20 protein-coding genes are annotated in these 21,712 nt (G+C 45.3%); 6 read left to right on the forward strand and 14 right to left on the reverse strand.

What is annotated here, in order from left to right; translation table 11 throughout:
• Positions 1–20: 20 nt before the first annotated feature.
• The 4 genes from BMZ72_RS28920 to BMZ72_RS28935 form a co-directional block, all read right to left on the reverse strand.
• On the reverse strand, positions 21–263 hold the full coding sequence (locus tag BMZ72_RS28920; RefSeq protein ID WP_089813655.1) for an Atu4866 domain-containing protein: 243 nt from the start codon (positions 261–263) through the stop codon (positions 21–23).
• Between the two features lie 10 nt (positions 264–273).
• Positions 274–900, reverse strand: a complete 627-nt coding sequence (locus BMZ72_RS28925; RefSeq protein WP_143087811.1) for a hypothetical protein — start codon at positions 898–900, stop codon at positions 274–276.
• A 3-nt stretch (positions 901–903) separates the two neighbouring features.
• Positions 904–1,746 carry an oxidoreductase gene (locus BMZ72_RS28930; RefSeq protein WP_089813659.1) on the reverse strand — a complete coding sequence of 281 codons (843 nt, stop codon included), beginning with the start codon at positions 1,744–1,746 and terminating at the stop codon, positions 904–906.
• A gap of 102 nt (positions 1,747–1,848) precedes the next feature.
• Entirely contained in the window at positions 1,849–2,742 is an 894-nt protein-coding gene (locus BMZ72_RS28935) for a helix-turn-helix domain-containing protein (RefSeq protein ID WP_089813661.1), read from the reverse strand.
• A 234-nt stretch (positions 2,743–2,976) separates the two neighbouring features.
• Here BMZ72_RS28935 and BMZ72_RS28940 point away from each other — a divergent pair, with 234 nt between their 5' ends.
• Entirely contained in the window at positions 2,977–3,690 is a 714-nt protein-coding gene (locus tag BMZ72_RS28940) for a 2OG-Fe(II) oxygenase (RefSeq protein ID WP_089813663.1), read from the forward strand.
• 88 nt (positions 3,691–3,778) lie between these two features.
• Here the strand turns inward: BMZ72_RS28940 and BMZ72_RS28945 are convergent, their stop codons facing one another.
• Positions 3,779–4,774 (reverse strand): zinc-dependent alcohol dehydrogenase family protein, encoded by a 996-nt coding sequence (locus BMZ72_RS28945; protein ID WP_089813664.1) that lies wholly within the window; start codon positions 4,772–4,774, stop codon positions 3,779–3,781.
• 287 nt (positions 4,775–5,061) lie between these two features.
• Here BMZ72_RS28945 and BMZ72_RS28950 point away from each other — a divergent pair, with 287 nt between their 5' ends.
• On the forward strand, positions 5,062–6,291 hold the full coding sequence (locus BMZ72_RS28950; RefSeq protein ID WP_089813666.1) for a serine hydrolase domain-containing protein: 1,230 nt from the start codon (positions 5,062–5,064) through the stop codon (positions 6,289–6,291).
• Positions 6,292–6,298: 7 nt separating this feature from the next.
• On the opposite strand, the gene BMZ72_RS28955 is transcribed toward BMZ72_RS28950, so the two are convergent.
• The gene (locus tag BMZ72_RS28955; protein ID WP_089813668.1) at positions 6,299–6,547 is read right to left on the reverse strand and encodes a hypothetical protein; all 249 of its coding nucleotides are present in this window, start codon (positions 6,545–6,547) and stop codon (positions 6,299–6,301) included.
• A 122-nt stretch (positions 6,548–6,669) separates the two neighbouring features.
• On the opposite strand from BMZ72_RS28955, the gene BMZ72_RS28960 reads away from it, so the two are divergent.
• Positions 6,670–7,914, forward strand: a complete 1,245-nt coding sequence (locus tag BMZ72_RS28960) for a WG repeat-containing protein (protein ID WP_089813670.1) — start codon at positions 6,670–6,672, stop codon at positions 7,912–7,914.
• A gap of 54 nt (positions 7,915–7,968) precedes the next feature.
• Here the strand turns inward: BMZ72_RS28960 and BMZ72_RS28965 are convergent, their stop codons facing one another.
• Entirely contained in the window at positions 7,969–8,586 is a 618-nt protein-coding gene (locus tag BMZ72_RS28965) for a hypothetical protein (protein ID WP_089813672.1), read from the reverse strand.
• A gap of 58 nt (positions 8,587–8,644) precedes the next feature.
• Between BMZ72_RS28965 and BMZ72_RS28970 the strand changes: the two genes are divergently transcribed.
• Entirely contained in the window at positions 8,645–9,829 is a 1,185-nt protein-coding gene (locus BMZ72_RS28970; RefSeq protein ID WP_089813838.1) for an acetate/propionate family kinase, read from the forward strand.
• A 10-nt stretch (positions 9,830–9,839) separates the two neighbouring features.
• Positions 9,840–12,203 (forward strand): phosphoketolase family protein, encoded by a 2,364-nt coding sequence (locus tag BMZ72_RS28975; RefSeq protein WP_089813674.1) that lies wholly within the window; start codon positions 9,840–9,842, stop codon positions 12,201–12,203.
• A 343-nt stretch (positions 12,204–12,546) separates the two neighbouring features.
• On the opposite strand, the gene BMZ72_RS28980 is transcribed toward BMZ72_RS28975, so the two are convergent.
• From BMZ72_RS28980 to BMZ72_RS28990, 3 genes are all read right to left on the reverse strand, one after another.
• Positions 12,547–12,996: a MarR family winged helix-turn-helix transcriptional regulator gene (locus tag BMZ72_RS28980; RefSeq protein ID WP_255373318.1), complete on the reverse strand. Its 450-nt coding sequence runs from the start codon at positions 12,994–12,996 to the stop codon at positions 12,547–12,549.
• A gap of 98 nt (positions 12,997–13,094) precedes the next feature.
• Complete coding sequence (locus tag BMZ72_RS28985) at positions 13,095–14,090, reverse strand: PorP/SprF family type IX secretion system membrane protein (protein ID WP_089813676.1); 996 nt, start codon at positions 14,088–14,090, stop codon at positions 13,095–13,097.
• A 4-nt stretch (positions 14,091–14,094) separates the two neighbouring features.
• Positions 14,095–18,522 (reverse strand): T9SS type B sorting domain-containing protein, encoded by a 4,428-nt coding sequence (locus BMZ72_RS28990; RefSeq protein WP_177222963.1) that lies wholly within the window; start codon positions 18,520–18,522, stop codon positions 14,095–14,097.
• Between the two features lie 325 nt (positions 18,523–18,847).
• Between BMZ72_RS28990 and BMZ72_RS28995 the strand changes: the two genes are divergently transcribed.
• Positions 18,848–19,282: a DUF2147 domain-containing protein gene (locus BMZ72_RS28995; RefSeq protein WP_255373319.1), complete on the forward strand. Its 435-nt coding sequence runs from the start codon at positions 18,848–18,850 to the stop codon at positions 19,280–19,282.
• Between the two features lie 121 nt (positions 19,283–19,403).
• Here the strand turns inward: BMZ72_RS28995 and BMZ72_RS29000 are convergent, their stop codons facing one another.
• The 4 genes from BMZ72_RS29000 to BMZ72_RS29015 are packed head-to-tail and all read right to left on the reverse strand — an operon-like array spanning position 19,404 to position 21,693.
• Positions 19,404–20,294, reverse strand: coding sequence for a DUF5777 family beta-barrel protein (locus BMZ72_RS29000; protein ID WP_089813682.1), 891 nt, complete (start codon positions 20,292–20,294; stop codon positions 19,404–19,406).
• Positions 20,295–20,301: 7 nt separating this feature from the next.
• Entirely contained in the window at positions 20,302–20,844 is a 543-nt protein-coding gene (locus BMZ72_RS29005) for a YceI family protein (protein ID WP_089813683.1), read from the reverse strand.
• Between the two features lie 10 nt (positions 20,845–20,854).
• The gene (locus BMZ72_RS29010) at positions 20,855–21,259 is read right to left on the reverse strand and encodes a c-type cytochrome (RefSeq protein WP_089813686.1); all 405 of its coding nucleotides are present in this window, start codon (positions 21,257–21,259) and stop codon (positions 20,855–20,857) included.
• A gap of 11 nt (positions 21,260–21,270) precedes the next feature.
• A complete protein-coding gene (locus BMZ72_RS29015; protein WP_089813688.1) occupies positions 21,271–21,693 on the reverse strand; it encodes an OB-fold protein in 423 nt (140 codons plus the stop codon).
• Positions 21,694–21,712 lie beyond the last annotated feature (19 nt).

Consider the following 21,712-nt stretch of genomic DNA (forward strand, 5'->3'; position numbering starts at 1 on the left):
GTCAAAAAGAGATCGGCCTGTTAATCCTCCCGGTACAGCACCATGCCCGCATGATACAGGATACCATCCCTGAAATCGCCGTCAGCGGTGAAACCGGTATCGTCTTTATAATCAATGTGATCGCCGGTGATAATATAGCTTCCCTGATACGCGCTTTTCTTATTGCCTCTTGCTTCGTCATAACGTCCGTCGGGTAACAGTTCATGCCGGATATAACCGTCCTTCGTCACCCACATACCCAGATATTTATTTACGTTGTCCATACTTTGTAGATTAATTGTGAATTTCCCTGTTGTTGTAACTTTCGCCTTTCTTACCGGCCCCTTCACTCATCTGCATTTTTAATGCAAGATGAATGAGCTGTGTAACATAATTCCTTAACAGATCATACTTATATCTGTAATCAGATGGCCATTCTTCCAGCATGCGAACGAATATATCCGCCACTGCTTTATCCTGCTCTTTTGTTAGTGCCTGCACGGGTTTTCCACCGGCCATAAACATGGGAAGTGCATTGATCTTCTCCTGCATCTGTGTCGTAAAGAATGGAGCGCTGAATACACAGCAGAACCCCGTTTTATCCGCTTCCAATGATTCCCATGTATATGGCGCATGTGGATTGAAAAACACCAGTGTGGTTGCTGATCCCGCTATACTGTTGTCAGCATAGTGAGAGCGGTTGCTTCCTCTTATCAGTCCTATCTTATAATAATCCATGCATTGTTTCGTCCATCCTGTCTTGTACTGCCATACATCCTCCAGCCTGAATACGCCGAAAAGTCCTGTCTGTTGCTCCGGATGCTCCTGTTGTTTTTTAAACAAACGATGGCAGTACGTCGTTATCCGTTTGATATTCGTCGTCAGACAAACCACTATCACGATTGATAAAAGGAAGCCCATATGCTACGCTTCAATCGCTGTAGAAACAGTTAGTTCTTTCCAGGTCTCCAGTTCATTTCTCAATGAATCCAGTTTCTTACCCGCAAGCTCATACGCATCAGTACCCAGGAAAAAGTGTAAAGGCGGGTTTTCCACTTCCGTGATCTTAATTACCGCGGTTGCTGCTTTCTCAGGATCGCCTGGCTGATTGCCATCTATTGATTGCTGGTGTGCACGTTGTGAGTCACGCACGTTGGTATATGCATCGATCGGATGCTTTGGTATCACCAGTGAATCGGAAGCCAGGAAGTTTGTCCTGAAATAACCAGGAGAAACGATGGTAGCATGAATACCAAAAGGTTTTACTTCAGCAGCTAATGCTTCTGTCAGTCCGTTTACAGCAAACTTCGTAGCACAGTAAATACCAAATCCAGGGAAATCACCTACCAGTCCGCCGATAGAAGAGAAGTTAATAATATGGCCGGCACCCTGTGTTCTAAGATAAGGCAATGCTTTCCTTATCACATGTAATAAACCGAAGACATTCACATCAAAATTCTGACGGCCTTCTGCATCTGACAGTTCTTCCAGACCGCCTACCAGTCCGTATCCTGCATTGTTCACTACTATATCGATACGTCCAAATTTACTGACAGTTGCAGCGATCGCATCTTCCACACTTTTCTCGGAAGTAAGATCTACTGCCAGCGGCAGAAAATTATCATCTTCACCTACTGCTTTATTCAGTTCTGAAAGGTTTCTTGTGGTAGCTGCTACAGGAATACCTTTCGCGAGTAATTGCTTTACTATAGAGAGCCCAAATCCTTTTGAGGCGCCGGTTACAAACCAGACTTTTTGTTGTTTCATAATTTGTTTCTTTTGTTGTTGATACAAAGCTACGGCAACAAAAGCCCCTCGTCATTACACCATTCAAAGCGATACTTGTATCTTTCAAACAGCGCCCTTTTTTTAGATATTTCTGAAGGCAGTAGGCGTTGTATCTACCTGTCTGCGGAAGAACTTATTAAAATGCGCGGGCTCTTCAAACCCAAGTGCATAGCTGATCTCAGAGATATTCCAGTCTGTATGTTTCAATAAGGACTTTGCTTCGCTGGCCAGTCTTTCAAATATATGTTCCGTAGTAGTACGTCCGGTTGTTTCCTTGATCGCACGGTTCAAATGATTCACATGCACAGACAACTGTCGTGCAAAATCATTGGCAGAACGCAGCTCAAAACGCTGATGTGGTGATTCGATAGGAAACTGGCGTTCGAGCAGTTCTGTAAAGACAGAAGTAATACGTGTCTTTGCATCACTATGCTGATACAGTTTTTCTGAGGGAGATAGTTTCAATGCATAGTGAATGATCTCCATCACATAGTTGTTCAGCAGATCATATTTATATACATAGTCTGACCGGATCTCTTCCATCATCTTTTCAAAGATGTTCGTCACCTGCTGGTCCTGTATATCATTCAGGAAATAGGCTGGTTTTCCACCCTGTGCAAACATGGGAAAATCGGTCATGCTGCCGCGGATCCTTTCTGTAAAAAAGCCTTCTCTGAAAATACAGAAAAAGCCACTCAGATCGGGGGCAAGCGACTGCCAGGTATAGGGTACATTCGGATTAAAGAACATCAGGGTAGTACCTGATACTTCTATGCTTTTATCTGCATAATGATAGAAACCATGTCCCCTGGACAAGCCTATTTTATAAAAGGTCTTACGGCTGTAACGGGGCGGCGTGGTTCCCACATGACCTTCCAGACTGAATACATTGAAATGCCCTGTTTCCTTACTCAGGTTGGCCGGCACTTCTTTGATCTTATTCTGATAAAAATCTTCGAGTGTTTCTGTTAGCATGCGTGCTATTGTTAAATGCGATATTTTAAATTGGAGATATGATCTTGCGGGGAAATACCTGTCTTAAAAACGCCCATACTTTTTCATACCCTGCAAAATTAAGGCGATGTATCGGGTCATTCATTACGATAAACAAAGGATTACTTATAAAATTCAAACAATTCACTTTCCCGGAATAGCAAGTTTCGGGTTTTCCGGCCCTCCCCCCTTCCCTACTTTTACAAAAAAAAGATGATGAAAAATATCGCGGAACGCCTGCATAGCAAGGATTGGCAGCAGATCAGCGATAATATGCATGAGCGCGGTTATGCCCTGATACAGGAACTGCTGACCGCTCAGGAATGCCAGGAACTGATTGAATTGTATAATGACAAAGCGTCTTACCGAAAAACGATCTCCATGGAACGATACCGTTTCGGATCAGGAGAATATAAATACTTCCGGTACCCGCTACCGGATCTGATCACGACTGTCAGGGAAACGGTCTATCCTTATCTGGCAACGATCGCCAATAAATGGATGGAGGTCCTGCAGTCTGATCACCGCTTTCCTTCCGCCCATTCCACGTTAAGAGAACAATGCAGCGAAAAGGGACAGGACAAACCAACCGTCCTCATCCTGAAATATGGCGCCGGTGGTTTCAATACCCTGCACCAGGATCTATACGGCGACATATGGTTTCCCATGCAGGCCGTCCTCTTCCTGAATGAACCTGGCGAGGACTATAATGGAGGTGAATTTGTACTGACAGAACAGATTCCCCGTGCACAGTCCAAAGCCAGCGTGATATCCGCCCATAAAGGCGATATGTTATTATTTACGACCAACTTCCGGCCTGTAAAAGGTACGAGGGGGTATTACAGGGTGAATATGAAACATGGAGTCAGTCCTTTACATAGTGGGAACAGGCATACCCTGGGTATCATTTTTCATGATGCGCAGACCTGAGTACAGCTGCCGCATCGATTATCTTCCCGCAACAGAAAGGGACTTCATTCTGAAGTCCCTTTGCTTATTCTCCATATGGAGTAATCTTTTAAATCTCAACGACGATATTACCCGTTTCGCCTCTACGTACGATCAGGGTCAGTGCCTGATCTGCTGTCTGCAGATGAAAATGGCGCGGGTCCAGCAGTGGCAGTATCTGTCCTGCTTCTGCCATTCTTGTTGCTTCTCTTAAGATCGCACCGTGGTGCTCTCTGCCCATTCCTGTCAGCATGGGCAGTAAGGTGAAGACGCCGGAATAAGTAGCCGCTTTGGAGGATAATGGAGCCAGACTGTGAGAGCCCCATCCCAGGGAACTGATCACATGGCCATTAAACTGCTTTACAGCCTCAAATGAAGCGTCCAGCGTTGCGCCACCTACAGTATCAAAAACGATATCAAAACCAGCACCACGGGTGTATTTGTTCACATAATCCGCAACACTAACTGTATCTGCGTCGATATATGTGGCGCCAAACCACTCGATGATCGCCTGTTTATCATCTGTATCAGTGGCATAAACATCCGCACCGAATGCACGGGCGATCTGAATGGCCATTTGTCCGATACCACCGGAACCACCATGTATCAGTACTTTCTGTCCCTCTTCGATCCTTGCTTTATCTACCAGGCCTTCCCATGCGGTAACAAAACCAAAGGGTATGGCTGCTGCTTCACGCATGGTCAGATTGGCTGGTTTGCGTGCGATGAGTTCTGCGTCTACAGCTACATACTCTGCCAGAGAGCCCTGTAAACCAGCCACGCCACCTGTCATACCATATACCTTATCACCGGGTGCATAACTTGTTACGCCCTCTCCCACTTCTACCACGATACCTGCCATATCAATGCCCAGTACAGCCGGTAATGGTTGCTTTGCGTGCTCCGCTTCTCCAGCTTTAATTTTTGCATCCAGTGGATTTACACCACTCGCCTTTACTCTTATCAGAACCTCTCCAAAATCCGGTCTTGGCCTGTCTATTACGCGATATACGAACGGAGCGCCATAATCCTCCAGGATTAGCGCACGCATGTGCTCACTACTCATAGTTAGTCGGTTAATCTTTTATTGTGCTGTTTATTATCTTAATAGTAAAGGACACACGACGAAATATTCACAGTCATTGGCTAAATGGGCAAATGATGTTGCCCGCCAGGCAATATTAAACTGTCAGCTTCCTAATAGATTTTGCCTATGCTAAAAGTGTTCCATTTTGCAAATCACTGACAAACAATACATTTTCAAAACGTCAAGTTGACATTCTGGCTATATTTCGTGCATTTCTGACAATTTCGCGATATATAACATATAGAAAAGATGACTATCTTACCTGCATGAAACGCCTGCTCTCCTGCATCATATTCCTGAGCGCTGCCACAGTGGTTTTCGCGCAATCCAAAAACACTAAGAACACTGTCTATTTTCCTGCAAAAGATAACTGGCAGCATCGTGCGCCGGCAACACTCGGCCTGGACGCTGCAAAACTGGCAGCTGCCATACAGTTTGCAAAAGACAATGAAACAAAAGCGCCCCGCAACATGGAAGTAGCACAGGCACTCAGCTTCGGAAAAGAGCCTTTCAGCAATGGTGTTGGCCCCTTTTCCACACGTGGCGATGCCACCGGTGTAATTATTTATAAAGGATATATCGTGGCGGAATGGGGAGAGACATTCAGAGTGGATATGACACACAGTGTGACAAAAAGCTTTCTGTCAGTTGTCGTAGGACTGGCGGTGGACAAAGGCCTTATTCACAGTGTACAGGATACAGTGGCCAGCTATGTACCACCCATAGAAGTATATAATCCTGCGGCGATCGGACCCGGCGCAGAGCAACTGGGACAGCCACAGTTACTCTACCCTTTCGCAGGCGCACACAATAGTACCCTGACATGGGATGTCATGTTGCGGCAAACGAGCGACTGGGAAGGCACCTTATGGGGAAAACCTGATTGGGCTGACAGACCGGAGGGGAATGCTGCCGACTGGATGACCAGAAAACGAAACAAACCCGGTACGGTATGGAAATATAATGACGTACGGGTAAATGCCCTTGCGCTGGCTGCTACCAGTGTTTGGCGCAAACCATTACCGCAGATACTCAAAACGAATATTATGGACGAAATAGGTGCTTCAGATACCTGGAGATGGAACGGCTACCGCAATTCCTGGATCGTACTGGATGGTAGTCCTGTACAGTCTGTGAGCGGTGGCGGACATTGGGGAGGTGGAATGTTCATCCATGCCTATGACATGGCGCGTTTTGGCCTGCTGACATTACACAGAGGTAACTGGAACGGAAAACAGCTGATCTCCGAACAGTGGGTGAAACAATCCCTTACACCCACTACAGCCAAACCGACCTATGGATATATGAACTGGTTCCTGAATACAGGAAAAGAATTATTGCCCGGCGCCCCCGCAGATGCGTTTGTGCATATAGGTAATGGCACAAATTTCATCTACGTAGATCCGGGTCATGATCTCGTTGCAGTGGTGAGATGGATAGAAAATAAATCGATGGACGAGATGGTCAGGCACATACTGGCTGCCATCCCGCGGTAGACCTGGTTTAACAGGTCGCTGCTTCCCGCATCAGTAATTTACTGAAATTGATACGGGCAATCCGGAAATTACGCCATTCCTGGCTGGTACATTCCAGAGGAGAGATCTTACCAATGAGCGCTTCCAGTTGCTCAAAGAGTGCCTTTTTGTTGGACGCTATTTCTGCTGCTGCAAATACTATCGCCTCTACTGCTGTGTCGTTAATCGCCTGCTTTACCTGTTCAATGATGGACAAAGCCTGTTCACTTGTTCTCATATTTGTCGATACATTTTCGCCGCAAATATACCGTTCCCTCTCTAACCTTCCAACATATTGTGGAGAAGATCGATATATTTATTAAAAACGTTATATTTGCTAACACATCAATCCTGTACTCTATGAAAACCGTATATTTTCTCCCGGTCCTGCTGATCAGCTTATGGTGCAAGGCTCAGGACGGTCTTTATCCTTATGCTGAAAAAGGAAAATGGGGACTTACCAACAAGAAACATGCAGTCGTACTCGAACCACAGTTTGACAGTATCCAGCTGTTCCAGGGTGACTATGCACGTGTGGAAAATAACAGAAGGGTAGGATTGATCAATGGCTCCGGCAAAGTCATCTATCCTTGTACATACAGTGATATGCCGATCGTTGCACCCAATGGTATGGCTGTCGCAAAAACCATCAAAGGTTATATCCTGCTGGACCCTGCGACCGGTAAACAGAAAGGCTCCCTGGTATTTGATGAGATACCTGGTATCAATCCGCTTTCCAAAGCGACCAATCTGCTTGTTGTAAAAAAAGAAGGTACTATCGGTCTCGTAGATATGAATACCGGTAACCTGGTCAATAAAACACTCAAATTTGACGATGGTGAATTCTTTGAGGAACCATCTCTTAAAAATTTCCTGATCGTTGCACTGGATGGTAAATACGGTGTAATAGAAGCATCCACCGGTAAAGAAGTGATCCCTGCTACCTACGGCGAGATCAAAAGCGCCTCCGATGGCTCACAGGACCTGATCAAAGCCATTACCGATGACGAACGTGTGGTATACTTTGACGCCAGTGGTAAAGTCGCTCCTGCGGCTGTAGCCAAAGCGGCCCAAAAGGTGGAAGAAAGCAGTAACCATGATGCTGCTGCCCTTGACGAATCCGGAGAGAAAAAAGATATGCGTATCTACAAGATCCCTGGTGGCAGATGGAGGGTCGTGCTCGAAATTGGTGAATTCCAGCGTCCGGGCAGAGCACTGGATAGCATTGAATTTTCCGGATACTCAACACTGGAATACCTCTCTTATCGTGAAGCACAACGCATCCCGGGTATGATCAAAGCGGTGAAAGATAACAATACGGGAGTGATCGACCTGAAAGGTAATGTGATCGTTCCGTTGATCTACGATGATGTGAAATACAGAGAAGATAACTTCGGTCACTATGCCTTCATTGAAACAAGAGTAGGTAACCGTGTAGGGATCATTCCTATCGAAACCATGAAAGAACTGAAAAAGCCGGTATTGGCACAGGTGATCGATGAAGACGTCAACCGTAAGGCATTACTGGTACAAACTGCCAGTGGTACAAGAGGATATATGGATAAAACCACAGGTGAGGTTTATATTCCTGGATACAAAGACTAATCATCTTATTATGAGTAATAAAAAAGGTACTGTCGTCTGACAGTACCTTTTTTATTACTCATCTTCTAACAATGCATTCACCAGTGCTTTCCACTGAAGCTTCGAAATACCTATCGCCCCAGCTGCCCCGATAACAGCGTTACGCATCTTATCCATCGTCTCTTCCGCTTCCATATTGGGCATTTCATTTCTGCCATAAACAGTGGCAGTTACGAGGGTTTCATCTCTCGTCACCACAAAAGAACTGGTCGCTTCTTCTTTGAGGAAATGTGCTGTTCCGGCATGTTTTTGCTGCGGATGACCTGAAGGACGGGCCCGTATAAAAAACAATTGCTGGTGTTCACTCAGCTGTATCTCTTCCACCTGTTCTATCGATACCCAGTCATAACCTTTTCCTGCACTATTGCCGGGTCCGGGTATATCAATACGTATGAACAAACCCGCATTGGCAGTTTCATCAATTTCCTCTCCCAGCTTGTCCACCAGTTGAAATGATGAAGATAAAGCTCCACACAATTTTCCCCATTCATTCACGTGTCGCAATCTCTTTACGGCACGCTGAAAAACAGCAATAGCGGCCTGTTCATTGCCATTCTCTTTTTCTGCTGATGTTTCCGTTTCTTCTCCCGTATACTGCACGGGGATAAAGGGTGCTGAAATATGATCTGGCATACAATTGAATTTATATAAGATAACTGTAAAATTTTATGCCAGAACAAACACAGCTGATATGGATAAAAAAAATACCGTCATTTTAACCATTAACTGCGGTTCCTCCAGTTTAAAATTTGCCCTGTTCGACGCCATCTCCTTAACGCTGATCAGCAAAGGAAATATACAGAACATCGGTGCAGACAGCAGCGTTCACATAGAAGATGCTGCCGGCCATGAAGAACGGGCTGCACAACCTGTTCCTGACCTGAAAGCTGCTATACAACTACTTACCGGACTACTCAAAGACAGTTATGCGCCTTACACAATACAGGCGATCGGACACCGGATTGTACAGGGTGGTAAAGAACACTACTTACCTGAGTTAATCACGCCTGCATTACTTGATGCATTCGAATCACTGATACCACTTGCTCCGGGACATCTGCCGGCTGAAATCACCGCGATACGCGCATTTGAGGAGGCTTATCCGGTTATTCCGCAAATAGCCTGTTTTGATACTGCCTTTCACAAAGACATGCCATTCACTGCAAAATATTTTGCCATTCCCCGGCACCTGTGGGACGATGGCATCATCCGATACGGTTTTCATGGTCTTTCGTATGAGTATATTTATCAACAACTACAGCAATCGTCACCACAGGAAGCCCGGGGAAAGATCATCATCGCTCATCTGGGCAATGGAGCCAGCATGGCCGCTATACGCGATGGTAAAAGTATCGATACCACTATGGGACTAACGCCCACAGGCGGACTCGTCATGAGTACCCGCTCCGGCGACCTCGATCCGGGTGTCATACTCTACCTATTAAAAGAAAAACAATTCATCAGCGAAAGAGCATTAAATGAGCTGCTTAACAAACAATCAGGTTTAAAAGGCGTTTCCGGTACTGTAAGTGATATCCAGACCCTGCTAGAAAAAGAGAAAACCGATCCTAAAGCAGCAGAGGCCGTACAACTATTCTGCTATCAGGCTAAAAAATATATCGGTGCTTTAACAGCCGCCACAGGTGGTATTGACACTTTGATATTCACTGGTGGCATCGGCTTACATGCCCCACAGATAAGAGAAAGAATCTGTGATGGTCTCACTTACCTCGGCATACAAACAGAACCTGAATTGAACAATGACAACCGTGACATCATCTCTCCGGAAAGCGCAGCTGTGAAGGTCAGGGTGATGGCAACAAATGAAGAGATCATTATTGCACAACACACGCAGCAATGCCTGCAGACACATTAAATCAGACGACATGGCAACACTCACCAACGAACAATTACACGACATACAGGCTTACTGGGAAGCATCTAACTATCTCGCAGCAGCACAGATTTATCTGCAGGATAATCCGCTGCTGAAAGACCCATTGCTGACCGATCATATCAAACCGAGACTCCTGGGTCATTGGGGCACTTCCCCGGGCCTGAATTTCATTTATGTGCATCTTAACAGGTTGATAAGATCAAGCGATGCCGATATCCTGTTCATCTGTGGTCCCGGTCATGGCGCACCTGCCGTTCTTGCACAGACCTGGCTGGAAGGTACGTATACCGAGACCTATCCTGACATTACACAGGATGAAAAAGGTATGCGACAGTTCTTCCGGCAGTTCTCCACACCCGGAGGTATTCCCAGTCATGTGAGTGCACATACGCCCGGCTCTATTCACGAAGGCGGCGAATTGGGTTATTCACTGGCACATGCAGCAGGCGCTGTAATGGATAATCCTCATCTTATTGCTGCCTGCGTGGTCGGCGATGGAGAAGCAGAAACCGGTCCGCTGGCAGGTAGCTGGAAATTAAACTGCTTCCTCAACCCTGCACGCGACGGCGCTGTATTGCCGATACTACATCTCAATGGCTATAAAATATCTGGTCCTACAGTAATGGGCCGTATGCCAGATGATGCACTGGCTACCCTGTTTAACGGATACGGCTATTCACCGCTATTTGTACGCGCAGCGGATACGATCAGCACACATCAGGAAATGGCGATGGCACTCGATACGGCTTATGAACAGATCAGAGAAATACAACTATATGCCAGGGAAGGAAAGAAAACAGATGAGCGTACTTTGTGGCCACTCATTATACTACGTTCGCCTAAAGGCTGGACGGGGCCTGTCATGTGGAAAGGTAAACCCGTAGAAGGCACTTTCCGTTCCCACCAGGTACCATTACCCGACGTCCGGGAAGATCAGGACCAGCTGGCACTGCTGGAACAATGGCTCCGCAGTTATACACCGGCAAAACACTTTACAGAAAATGGTGCACCACTGGCGGCACTCACTGCACTCGCGCCTGCCGGTGATAAACGAATGAGCGCAACACCCTATGCCAATGGTGGTAAAGATATTCAGGCACTGGTAATGCCGGACTTCAAAAACTATGCGGTTGCCGTCGATACACCTGGTGTTACGATCGCCGAGAGCACACGTGAACTCGGAAAGATGCTACGCGATATTTTCGAATTGAATGAACGACAACAGAACTTTCGCCTGTTCTGTCCTGATGAAACAACGTCCAATAGACTGAACGCTGTTTTTGAAGTCACCAAACGCTGCTTCATGGAGCACCTGATTGACATAGACGATCATTTATCACCTGACGGCAGGGTGATGGAAGTGCTGAGCGAACATCTCTGTCAGGGCTGGCTGGAAGGGTATCTGCTGACCGGCAGACATGGCGTTTTTCCCTGCTATGAAGCCTTTATTACCATTATCGATTCTATGTTCAACCAGCATGCAAAATGGTTAAAAACATGCAGGGAAATTCCATGGAGAAAGGACCTGCCTTCCCTGAATTACCTGCTTACTTCTCATAGCTGGCGACAGGATCACAATGGATATAGTCACCAGGGACCAGGTTTTATTGATACCGTTGCCAATAAGAAAAGTAACGTGATCCGCATTTATCTGCCGCCTGACGCAAACTGTCTGCTCTCTGTCATGGATCACTGTCTGAAAAGCAGAAACTATGTTAACCTCGTGGTAGCCGGTAAACAACCAGCCTTACAATGGCTCAGTGTGGATGATGCTGCCAGACATTGTGCACAGGGTGCTTCTGTGTGGGAATGGGCCAGTAACGACAATGGTCAGCAACCTGATGTGGTGCTCGCCTGTGCAGGAGATGTGCCTACACTTGAAATTATTGCAGCAGCATGGTTACTTAGGAAGCATTTACCCGACTTAAAAGTAAGGGTCGTGAATGTAGTGGATCTGATGTCGCTTTCTCCGAAAGATTACCATCCACATGGATTGGAATCGACATTATTTACGTCACTTTTTACGGATGATGTGCCTGTTGTATTCGCCTTTCATGGTTATGTAAGAATTGTACATGATCTGGTACATGGACGTCCGCATCCGGCAAGATTCCACCTCAGGGGATTCATGGAAGAGGGAACTACCACTACCCCGTTTGATATGGTTGTACTCAATAAAATGAGCAGATTCCATCTGGCCATTGCGGCGATCCAGCGTACAGAAAGGCCGCTGGAAAAAGCGGAAGAAGTGATCGGATATTTTGAAGATAAACTGAGTATGCATAACATCTACATCAGGGAGTGCCTTGAAGATATGCCTGATATCAGTAACTGGAAATGGAGTGATGAATGAAGTGGACTGTACTAAAAAAAATAACACCGGAATAGGACTATTCCGGTGTGCTGCTTAAACCTACAACTGTTACATTATCTGTAATCAAATATTTTTACTGCAACAAAAGTACGGGAGCATTTTTGCACCGCTGCTGTACGAAGTCTGGAATTTATTGGACAAATCACGGTTTTTTCTTTTTGGGGTGTTTTTCAGAGGTATTATGAGGCTTTTTTAAATAAAAACACCGGCCTAAGATTAGGCCGGCGGCTTATAAACCTACAACTGTTACACTGTTAGTAACAAAGCGTTTATGAATATTGTCCAAAACAGTTAAACATTTAACTATTAGGACAAAAAAAAGCTATTCTACTTCAAGATTTCCTTTGATCACCTGCAAAGACCTGGTGACGTTTTTCAGGTAATCAACTGACAGTCCCTTGCTGGCTTTCTCATGCAATTCCTCTACTATTGGAGCCAGCAGATCAGTGATCTTACGGCCTGCTTCTGTCAGATGAATGATCTTATTCCTTCTGTCTCCCGGATCTTCTACCCTGCGCACTAATCCTCTTTTGGAAAGGTTATCCAGCAGATAGGTAATACTTGTTTTGTCTTTATTCAGCAGATTGGCAATTTCCTGCTGATTGATCTCTCCTTTTTCCGACAGTGTATTGATCACCTGCAACATTTCAAAGGTCAGATCGATGTTTTGTTCCCGGAGTCTGCGCTGTACAAAATGGCGCATAGCATCCCTGAGATTCGATACAACTTCGCCCAGTGCCTTGATATGAATGATATTGTCGGATGATTTCACTATGCTAAAATAAGGATATTAGTTAAACATACAACTATTTTTCAGTCCTTTAATCTGGGATATAATGGGTTATAACAGGGAAAACTCTGTTAAATGCTTTAGAAATACCGCGCGCAGCGTGTGTTATCCACTTTATTATTATGAGGAAATAAAATACCGATGGACAGCTCATGTGAGCCCCGTTGGTACCTGGACATGCCATTTGTTGTAAGATCATAAGAATACCCCAGGCGCATATTGTCGGACACAAAGATCTCCGCCATTGCACTGATCGCGCTTCCCTTATACAGCTCATCCGGTAAAGCCGGCTTTCCCCAGAGGTTGAAACCCGCCCGGTATGAAGCACCGATCCACAACCGTTCCTGTAACAGCATAAATACATTGAAGTCTATGTTCGTCGGTCCTTTCAGGTCCTCTTTGATCATCACTGAAGGCTTCAGCTTAACATCGTTAGACAGATACACCACCGTTCCGCCACTGAGATAAAAATGACGGGATTTACGTAAAGTGGAATACAAAGTACCATTCCCAAAATAGATCTTTCCGCCTGTATACGCAGAAAAGAGGTCCATGACAGAAAAACCGATAAATGTTCTGTAAGTATTATAGTAAATACCAAATCGTGCATCCGGTGCCAGCGTACTTTGTTTACCAAGGATCAGGGCAGGATCATCCGCATCTACATATTTCCGTGAACTACCATCCACCGCATACTGCGTAGCGCCGATACCCAGACCAAAACATAAACGGCGGTCATTCTCCAACGGAATACGATAGGCATAAAAGCCATACAACGATAATGACTCCTGTGGTCCCAGGCGGTCCCAGGTGATCTGTGCGCCAAGACCTACTCTCTTGCTATATACATCCGTCACACCGTCTAACGCAATCGCGCCCGTCTGCGGCGCTCCCTGAAAACCTGCCCATTGCTGACGATAAGCGCTGTGCAGATACAACTCCTCCCTATACCCTGCATAAGCAGGATTTACACTTAAGCCGTTAAACACATACTGACTGAACTGCACATCCTGCTGCGCCTGCATCGAGCAGGTTATCAGCATCAAAAAGATGAACAGTAAAAGGCCATTCTTCATAACACTATTTTTGGATCAGTTCTATGTATCCTTTATATACTTTTACGGTACGTGACATGTTAATCTTCAGCACATAGTAATAGATGCCGGAAGAAAGCCCCACACCGCCCCAGTTATTGGAATAGTTGACCGCATGGTACACCACACTACCCCAGCGATTAAATATCTCCAGCACAGAACCAGGATATTGCTCAATACCTCTCACTACGAAATAATCATTCTTACCATCTCCATTAGCTGTCACCACATTCGGAATAAACAGATCGGGCGAGATTTCCAAAGGCTGGATAGCAGCTTCGTTATTACTGAGATCAGGATCTGTTTCACGACCGGAAACAGTAGCCGAATTCTCCAGCATACCACCATAGATAATACGTGTGGTAAATGATAATTGCATCGGCTTATTCACATAAAGCGTATCGATATTCCACACTACCTGATGCGTACGTGTGTTGAAGAAAGCACGTCCACCTGTTGTCGTCATGTCCGTGATCTCATCCAGCATATCTGAAATATCATCCGTCACTATTACCTGTGAAGCATGGTCCAGACCTTTATTGTTAACCGTCAGCGTAAAGGTCACCGGATCACCTACAGTAGGCGCTTTCGCGATCGTTACACTCTTGATAATAGAAAGGTCGGCAGAAGTACTGTTGTTGTAGTCGATGTATTTCACACAATTCCCTTTACTGGAAGGATCAGTTACTGTCACCATGATCCTGCCTGTTCCCACTACACGAGATGACAACGTACTGAAGTCGCCTTTTCCATCGGTATGTGTTGTTGTGATACTCCCATCCGGATAGGTCACCAGGATATCCGCCCCTGACATAGCAGTACCGGTAATTCTCAATAAACCGCCCTCCTGCTTTACAGGATCATTCACCAGAAACACCGGGAATAATTCTGTCAGCGGCATTCTCATTGTCGAGAAACACCCATTCTGGTCTGTTACGGTAACGGAATAATTGCCTGCCGGCAGATTCGTGATCTTATTACCTGTAGCACCTGTACTCCATGCCACACGGTAAGGCGGCGTACCGCCTGTCGCTGATAACGTCAATGAACCTGAATTATCACCGTGACAGGTAATATCTTTTGGAAGAATGATCAATGCGATATCCAGTGGAGCAGGTACTTTTACTATCGATACAGCAGATACACAGTTCTTTTCATTCATCACCTGCACACTGTAATCACCACCTCTCAGATTGGTGAATATATTCTCATCTACCCAGGCGCCACCATTCAGGCTATATTTATAACCTGTGCCTGGCACTGGTATCGTAATACTGCCATCGCTGCTGCTGTTACAGGTAGCACTTTTTGTTGTTGTGGTAAATACCGGCATTGGTGGCACATCTACTGTAAAGTCTCTCTGGTTACGGCAACCATTTGCTGTTGTTACCTCATAGGTAATGACCGCTGTACCTGGTCTGATACCATTGATATGTCCTGCGGTGCCTACCTCCAGCGTATTCACATCATTGCTGCTCCAAACGCCTCCGGGAGTCATACACTGCAGATCAGTTCCCTGACTGTCGATACATACCATGTTCTTACCGCTTATCGGCGCTACTACAGGAGGACCTTCCACAATAACCGGCGTCGTAACAGTATTAGCGCATTTGCCATTGTTAAAGCTATAAGTGACTGTATAATTGCCTGGCAGACTTGCAGCCAGATCGATCACACCAGAATGGTTATCGATCGTTAATCCCGCACCTGCTGAGAATGTACCACCTGCTGTACCAGTAACAGCAACATTGGCTGTACCTACTGTACAAAATACCGGCTTATTATATGTTATGCCCGCCTGTGGTAAAGGATTGACGATGACATTTCTGCTGATCGTATTCTCACAACCATAATTGTCTCTGATCGCATACAACACCTCAACCGTATCAGCAGCAATTCCTTTTAATAAACCACTGGTGTCTATCGTAGCGACAGATGAATTACCGGTCGTCCAGATGCCACCGGCAACTGTATTCTGCAATAACAGCTGTTCTCCCTCACAAACTGCTGAAGCACCGCTGATAGCAGGTACTACCGGCAGTTCATGAATATTTACGCTGGTAGTAATTGTATTCGTACATTGTCCGTTGCTGAAAGTATAGGTGATCGTGTGTGTACCTGCTGTACTGTTTTCCAGATCAATTGTCCCTGTTACGGCATCGATCACCAGACCACTACCTCCGGCATAAGTGCCACCTGTGGTACCTGTCTGATTAACTGTCGCTGTTCCTGATTTACAGAGATCAGCCGCATAATTAATTACCGCTTCCGGTAGTTTATTTACGGTGATGGTATCTGTCATCCCTGACGCCGTACAGCCACGTGCATCTATCGCTGTAGCGATATACACAAAACTACTGCCTTCTAATCTGGGTGCAGCTGTTGTTTGTTGTAACTGATCATCTGCAATAGCACTACCTATCTGCGGAATAGCGGTCCATTTAAAAATATACGGACCGGGCGTATTACTGGCGGTGGCAGATAAATTCAGTGTTGTACCAGGACAAACAGTTTTGCTGTCTGCCAAAGCGATCATATCGGGCAATGCATATACCTGCAGTGTTTTAATAGCCGTTGCATTGCAGCCCGTTGCATCAGTTACAGTATAGGTAATGTCAGTATATCCTGCACTCAAGGCCCTGATCTTACCATCTGTATCGACTGTTGCAGCAACAGCATTACTGGTCGTCCATACACCGGCCGGCGTACCATTTGAAATAGTAGCTGATGTTCCCTCACAGATGCCCGTTGTAGCAGGAATCATGGTACTGGCAGGCAATATACCAGCCATTGGAACGACCGCGATATCATCCAGTGCGAGATCGTTCCCGTTGATGCCGGTAGCATTATTTTGCAGGAAGATATCAGCGGTATTGGCAGGTGCAATAAAAGTAAATGTATACTCCGTCCAGCTGCTACTGTTGATTGCACCGGTGCTGAATGTCACGACACTACTTCGGTCAGTGGCCACCATGCCTGCCAGTATATCCGGTTTCACAGGAGCGGCAGGATTGGTGTTGGCTGCCCAGAATCTCAGTTTATAAGGTTGTCCGATCAATAAATTTGTCAGGCGTTTCCAGTAAAAATATTCCGGGTGAAAACCTCCTTTTACCAACATCATATTACCTGTGCCTGTGGTATGATCTGTCAGCAGACCATTTTTATCAGCAGCCTGAATAGCATAATACCCATCACTGATATCGTTGCTATTGTGATAGTGATAAGAAGTACCGGTGAAAGGTGCCGCTACACCAAAATCTTCCGTCGATATCACACCACACGCCTGCGATATAGCCAGAGGATCCAGTAATGCCAGATGCGCAATCACATGTACAGTTTCTCCCGCTGAAACGTCGATTGTTGCGTTTGTCTGACCAGCTGTATTAGTGGAATTTGCCCCTGGATCATATATGGTGAATCCTACAAGGTTCCAGCCCGCAGGTACAACAGATGATAAGTTATAAGCACCTGCATTTACAGGTAATACAATGGCATTTCCTTTTGCAGTAATTCTTTCATCATCTATCCAGATCCCGTTTTCCGTGCGGGTGAAAAGTATACCACTACCAGCAGGAACATTGGTTGCACACCATACCTGTTGTGCTGCTGTTATACGATTAAACATCGTATAGCGTGTGATATCGGCAATCCAGTTACTACCATTCCAGCTATAACCATTTGCATAGATAGTACCATTATCACCAAAAGCAACATCTGTTGTACCAGGTGCACCCAGATCAAGTGTCGTACCTCCGGCAAAAGGAAGTGTGAATACCTTACCACTGCCGGCATTATAATAAACGATGTCTCCGGAAGAAGGCAATATGTCTAAGCGGCCGGCATTGGTACCTGGCCCTGCCAACATACTCCAGTCATCTGTATAAGGTGCTGATATTCCGTTATTCTTCCAGATGGTACCATCTGCTGCAACGATCGCAATGCGACCATCACCATAACTGATATCAGTTGCTTTTATTCCTCCATGTGCAGCAGATGAATAAATAAGTTGTTGATTACTACCATCCATAAAGTATCCATCACCGTTAGCATCGATACTGACAAACTGTCCGGGGCCTGCGCCGTCTAATGCGATACCGTTCCATGCGGTCAATATCCATTCGCTGCTGCCGGCCAGACGATGATAGATCTGTGTATTGATCAATGCGACCCATAACTCTCCGTCCCCCAGACCGGTAGCAGTTATACCATGACTTGCGCCGATATCACTGATAGCGTCTGTGGCAAAGGGTTGATCATTCAGGTAATAATCGGGTATGGTAGTCGGACCTCCGTTTACAGAGAATTGAAAATCAGGAGACGAGGCTTCATTTAACGTGCTGAGATGTACGTAGATGTATCCGTTTTGTGCTGTGGCTGATGAGACAAAAGATAGTACGATCAGTAAGATTTTCAATAATCTAATGGCAATTCGGTTCATAGGTTCTTTGGGAACTACAGGTAACTGTAGGTGGTAATCCACTTATTATACATCAATCCGGTACGTAATTTAGATATATTTATGATATAAATATAATATGAAGGTAAAATAATATGCCTTCCATCGTTACGGTATACACGAAATCATTGACTTTTATTGTGTTCCGTTTTTGCAGTCAGTTGACAACCGGATTCAAAAAAAATGTAAATTAAGGGACAGGCCTTATAAACGGACCGGCCTGAATATTGCACGCTAATTATAGGTCCTGATTTATGGACACAAACACTTTAAACATTCCATGATGAAAACGCTCATGCTTCTTTTCTTTTCAATGATCATTGCCACTGGCAGTCTGTTAGCTCAAAACAATACGGCAGATAAGATACTGGGTACCTGGCTGAATGAGGAAAAAGACGGTAAGATAGAGATCTATAAATCTGGTAATAAATACTTTGGCAAGCTCGTATGGGGTAAAAACATGTATGAGCCGGATGGAAGTTCCCGTACAGATATCAAGAATCCTGATACTAAGTTACGCAGTCGTAAGTTGCAGGACCTCGTGATACTCACAAATTTCACCTATGACGATGAGGAGTGGGAAGGCGGAAAGATCTATGATCCAAAGAGCGGAAAAACATATAGTTGCGTCATGAAATTCAAAGGTGCGTCCTTACAGATCAGAGGATATATAGGTATTTCCATGCTTGGTCGTACAACAATATGGACCCGTGGATAAAAAATAAATGATAAACCGGACAGATTGCGGAAAGCGGTTTTATCCAAAGCCACTTTCCACAACCCGCCGGTTCAAACCCTGTTGGCGTAGGTTTGTTGATAAAAGCGTTGTGTCCTTATGCTTACTTCCTGAAATTGAATGATCTTGAGATATTGAATCCGAAAAAGATATCTCCTTTACCCCAACTACCATTTGTCCTGGACAGATAATAAGGCCCGATCATACCATTTGAATTAGTAAAGACCAGCTGGAACACGTGTCCTCCCGTTTCGATGTCTACTCCGAGTGAAAGTGAATTATACACTTTTGTTGAAACTACCTGGTCAGGCAACAGATAACTGTATTCTGCAGTAACACTCATTCTCTTTGTAAACTTCATCCTGCCTCCTGCCGTAATGGCAAACAAGTCGTTATTATCTTCCGGTGTAGCTACCAGGTTGTAATGTGTCCAGGATGGCGCCAGTTGCAGCGACAGGTTCCGTGAAAACTTCCGGGCTATGAGTAACTGGGAAGTATAACTGGTACGGAAACGGGAATTGAGATAAGGTTTATCCGTATATCGCTGTGTATAGTGAGTCACGAGTTCATACAGACTAAGTGAAATGGGCACTGCGCCCTTACCTGTGGATTGTTGCAATATCTTATACTTGATATTTCCATCAAATGCCTTGTCTACAGAACTTCTGCCCACACCTGCAGATAACCTGTCGGTAAAGCCGTAGTCCAGACCAAAGCGGATAGAGGCATTATCCAGTCCAAACAGTTCATACGCACCTTCATTCAGTTTTCCGAAACGGTGCATGATCAGGAATTGTAAGCTTTGTTTACCAGGCGATTCTACAGTAGGAACATTGATCAGCTGAGTAGCTTTGAACGTACCCGTCACTACATGGGATTGATCCGAAGAGTTCTGGGATTCATCCAGCATTTTCAGCAGACTGGTATCCTGCGCCATGGCAGCTACATTTCCAAGTAATAAACACAATATGATATAACAGGCGATCTTTTGCATATTCAAACTATTTTGCCGGCTGACATACCGCTACGATCTGTATGTTGATTTGTGACGCAATTTTGTCTTTAACCAGCGATGGTATTTTAATGTTATAATCAGAAGGTTTCACTGCAAAAGCAGCTTTAGCTGTCATTTTACCTTCCTCGACCTGTAATTCAGCGGGCAGATTCTGCACCTGCTGAGTCACGCCGTGAATAGTCAGCTGTCCGTTTACCTGTACCTTATAAGTACCCGGTTTATTTGCCACATCACCGGTAAAGGTGCCTGTGAACTGTGCTTTAGGAAACTTTTCGCTCTCTACATAATTCTCGTTATAGTGTTCCTGCATCAGCTCTTTGGCAAACAGGAAATTGCGCTGCAGGAGTGTAAATGCAAGCGACTTTTTCGTGAGATCGACAGCTGCAAACGCCTGATTATTTTGTGCTTTAATATCTTCCAGTGGTGTCTTGGAATAAAAACTAACATTCCCGTTTCTGGTCATATATGTCTGTGCTTTCATCGGCAGATACATCAGACAGGCCAGCACAATAAAGCATATGGTTTTCATATCCGTATTTTTAATTGTTCAGTGCTCCACGTGCAATCCACGCTTTGATCTTATTGATATTACAATCTGACAGTTTAGCTCCACCCTGTGGCATTGCAGGATATCCGGCAGCATGTGTGATTACGCCTACCAGGTTGCCATTGTCTGCCTGTGTTTTTACAGAAGCATAACTACCCAGGGAAACACCACCACTAACGTTACCGTTACCATGACAGCTGTAACAGCTAGACTGGAGGATTGGCAGTACGTCAGTTGCATATTTCATATTAACTGTATCACAGGTATTGCCGCCACCACCGCCGCCGCCATTACCAGGAGGATTAGTGATATCCTGTTCATTACTTTTGGAACAGGACACAATGATGGTGCTGCATGCAATAGCTACTGCTATTAAAGAGAAAAACACTTTTTTCATAGTCTGAGTTGTTACTTGTTATTTATAATAGTTGCGTCAACAATGCTTACATCCATCAGTAGCCCTGTGCACATCCCTTTGATCAATACTGATTGTCCAACTTTCGGCAGTTGTATCTCTTCTCCCGGTGCGATGCTGCAATTCACACCGCCCATACCATCTACCTGTCCGGCCAGCAAAACAGAAACGGCCGTTCCTGTCTTTTGCACATCTGTGACTGTACCGGCTACTTCTACCACTTTATTCACATAGTTCGTATTTGCGAGTTGCTCATTCTTTGAAAACTCCTCATACAGTTTCAGCGCGGAGATATGCTTATCTGTGTGCGCGGCTGCGGCGGAAGTTCTCGGTTTGTTATACAGGTAATATCCTGTTCCCGCTGCTATGAGGCAAAGCAATGCCCCTGCGAGAATGATCAATTTTCTTCGCGTCATGTCGTTGCTTATTAAAATG

The organism is Chitinophaga sp. YR627 (genome assembly GCF_900114995.1).
In the GTDB taxonomy this organism is placed as follows: domain Bacteria; phylum Bacteroidota; class Bacteroidia; order Chitinophagales; family Chitinophagaceae; genus Chitinophaga.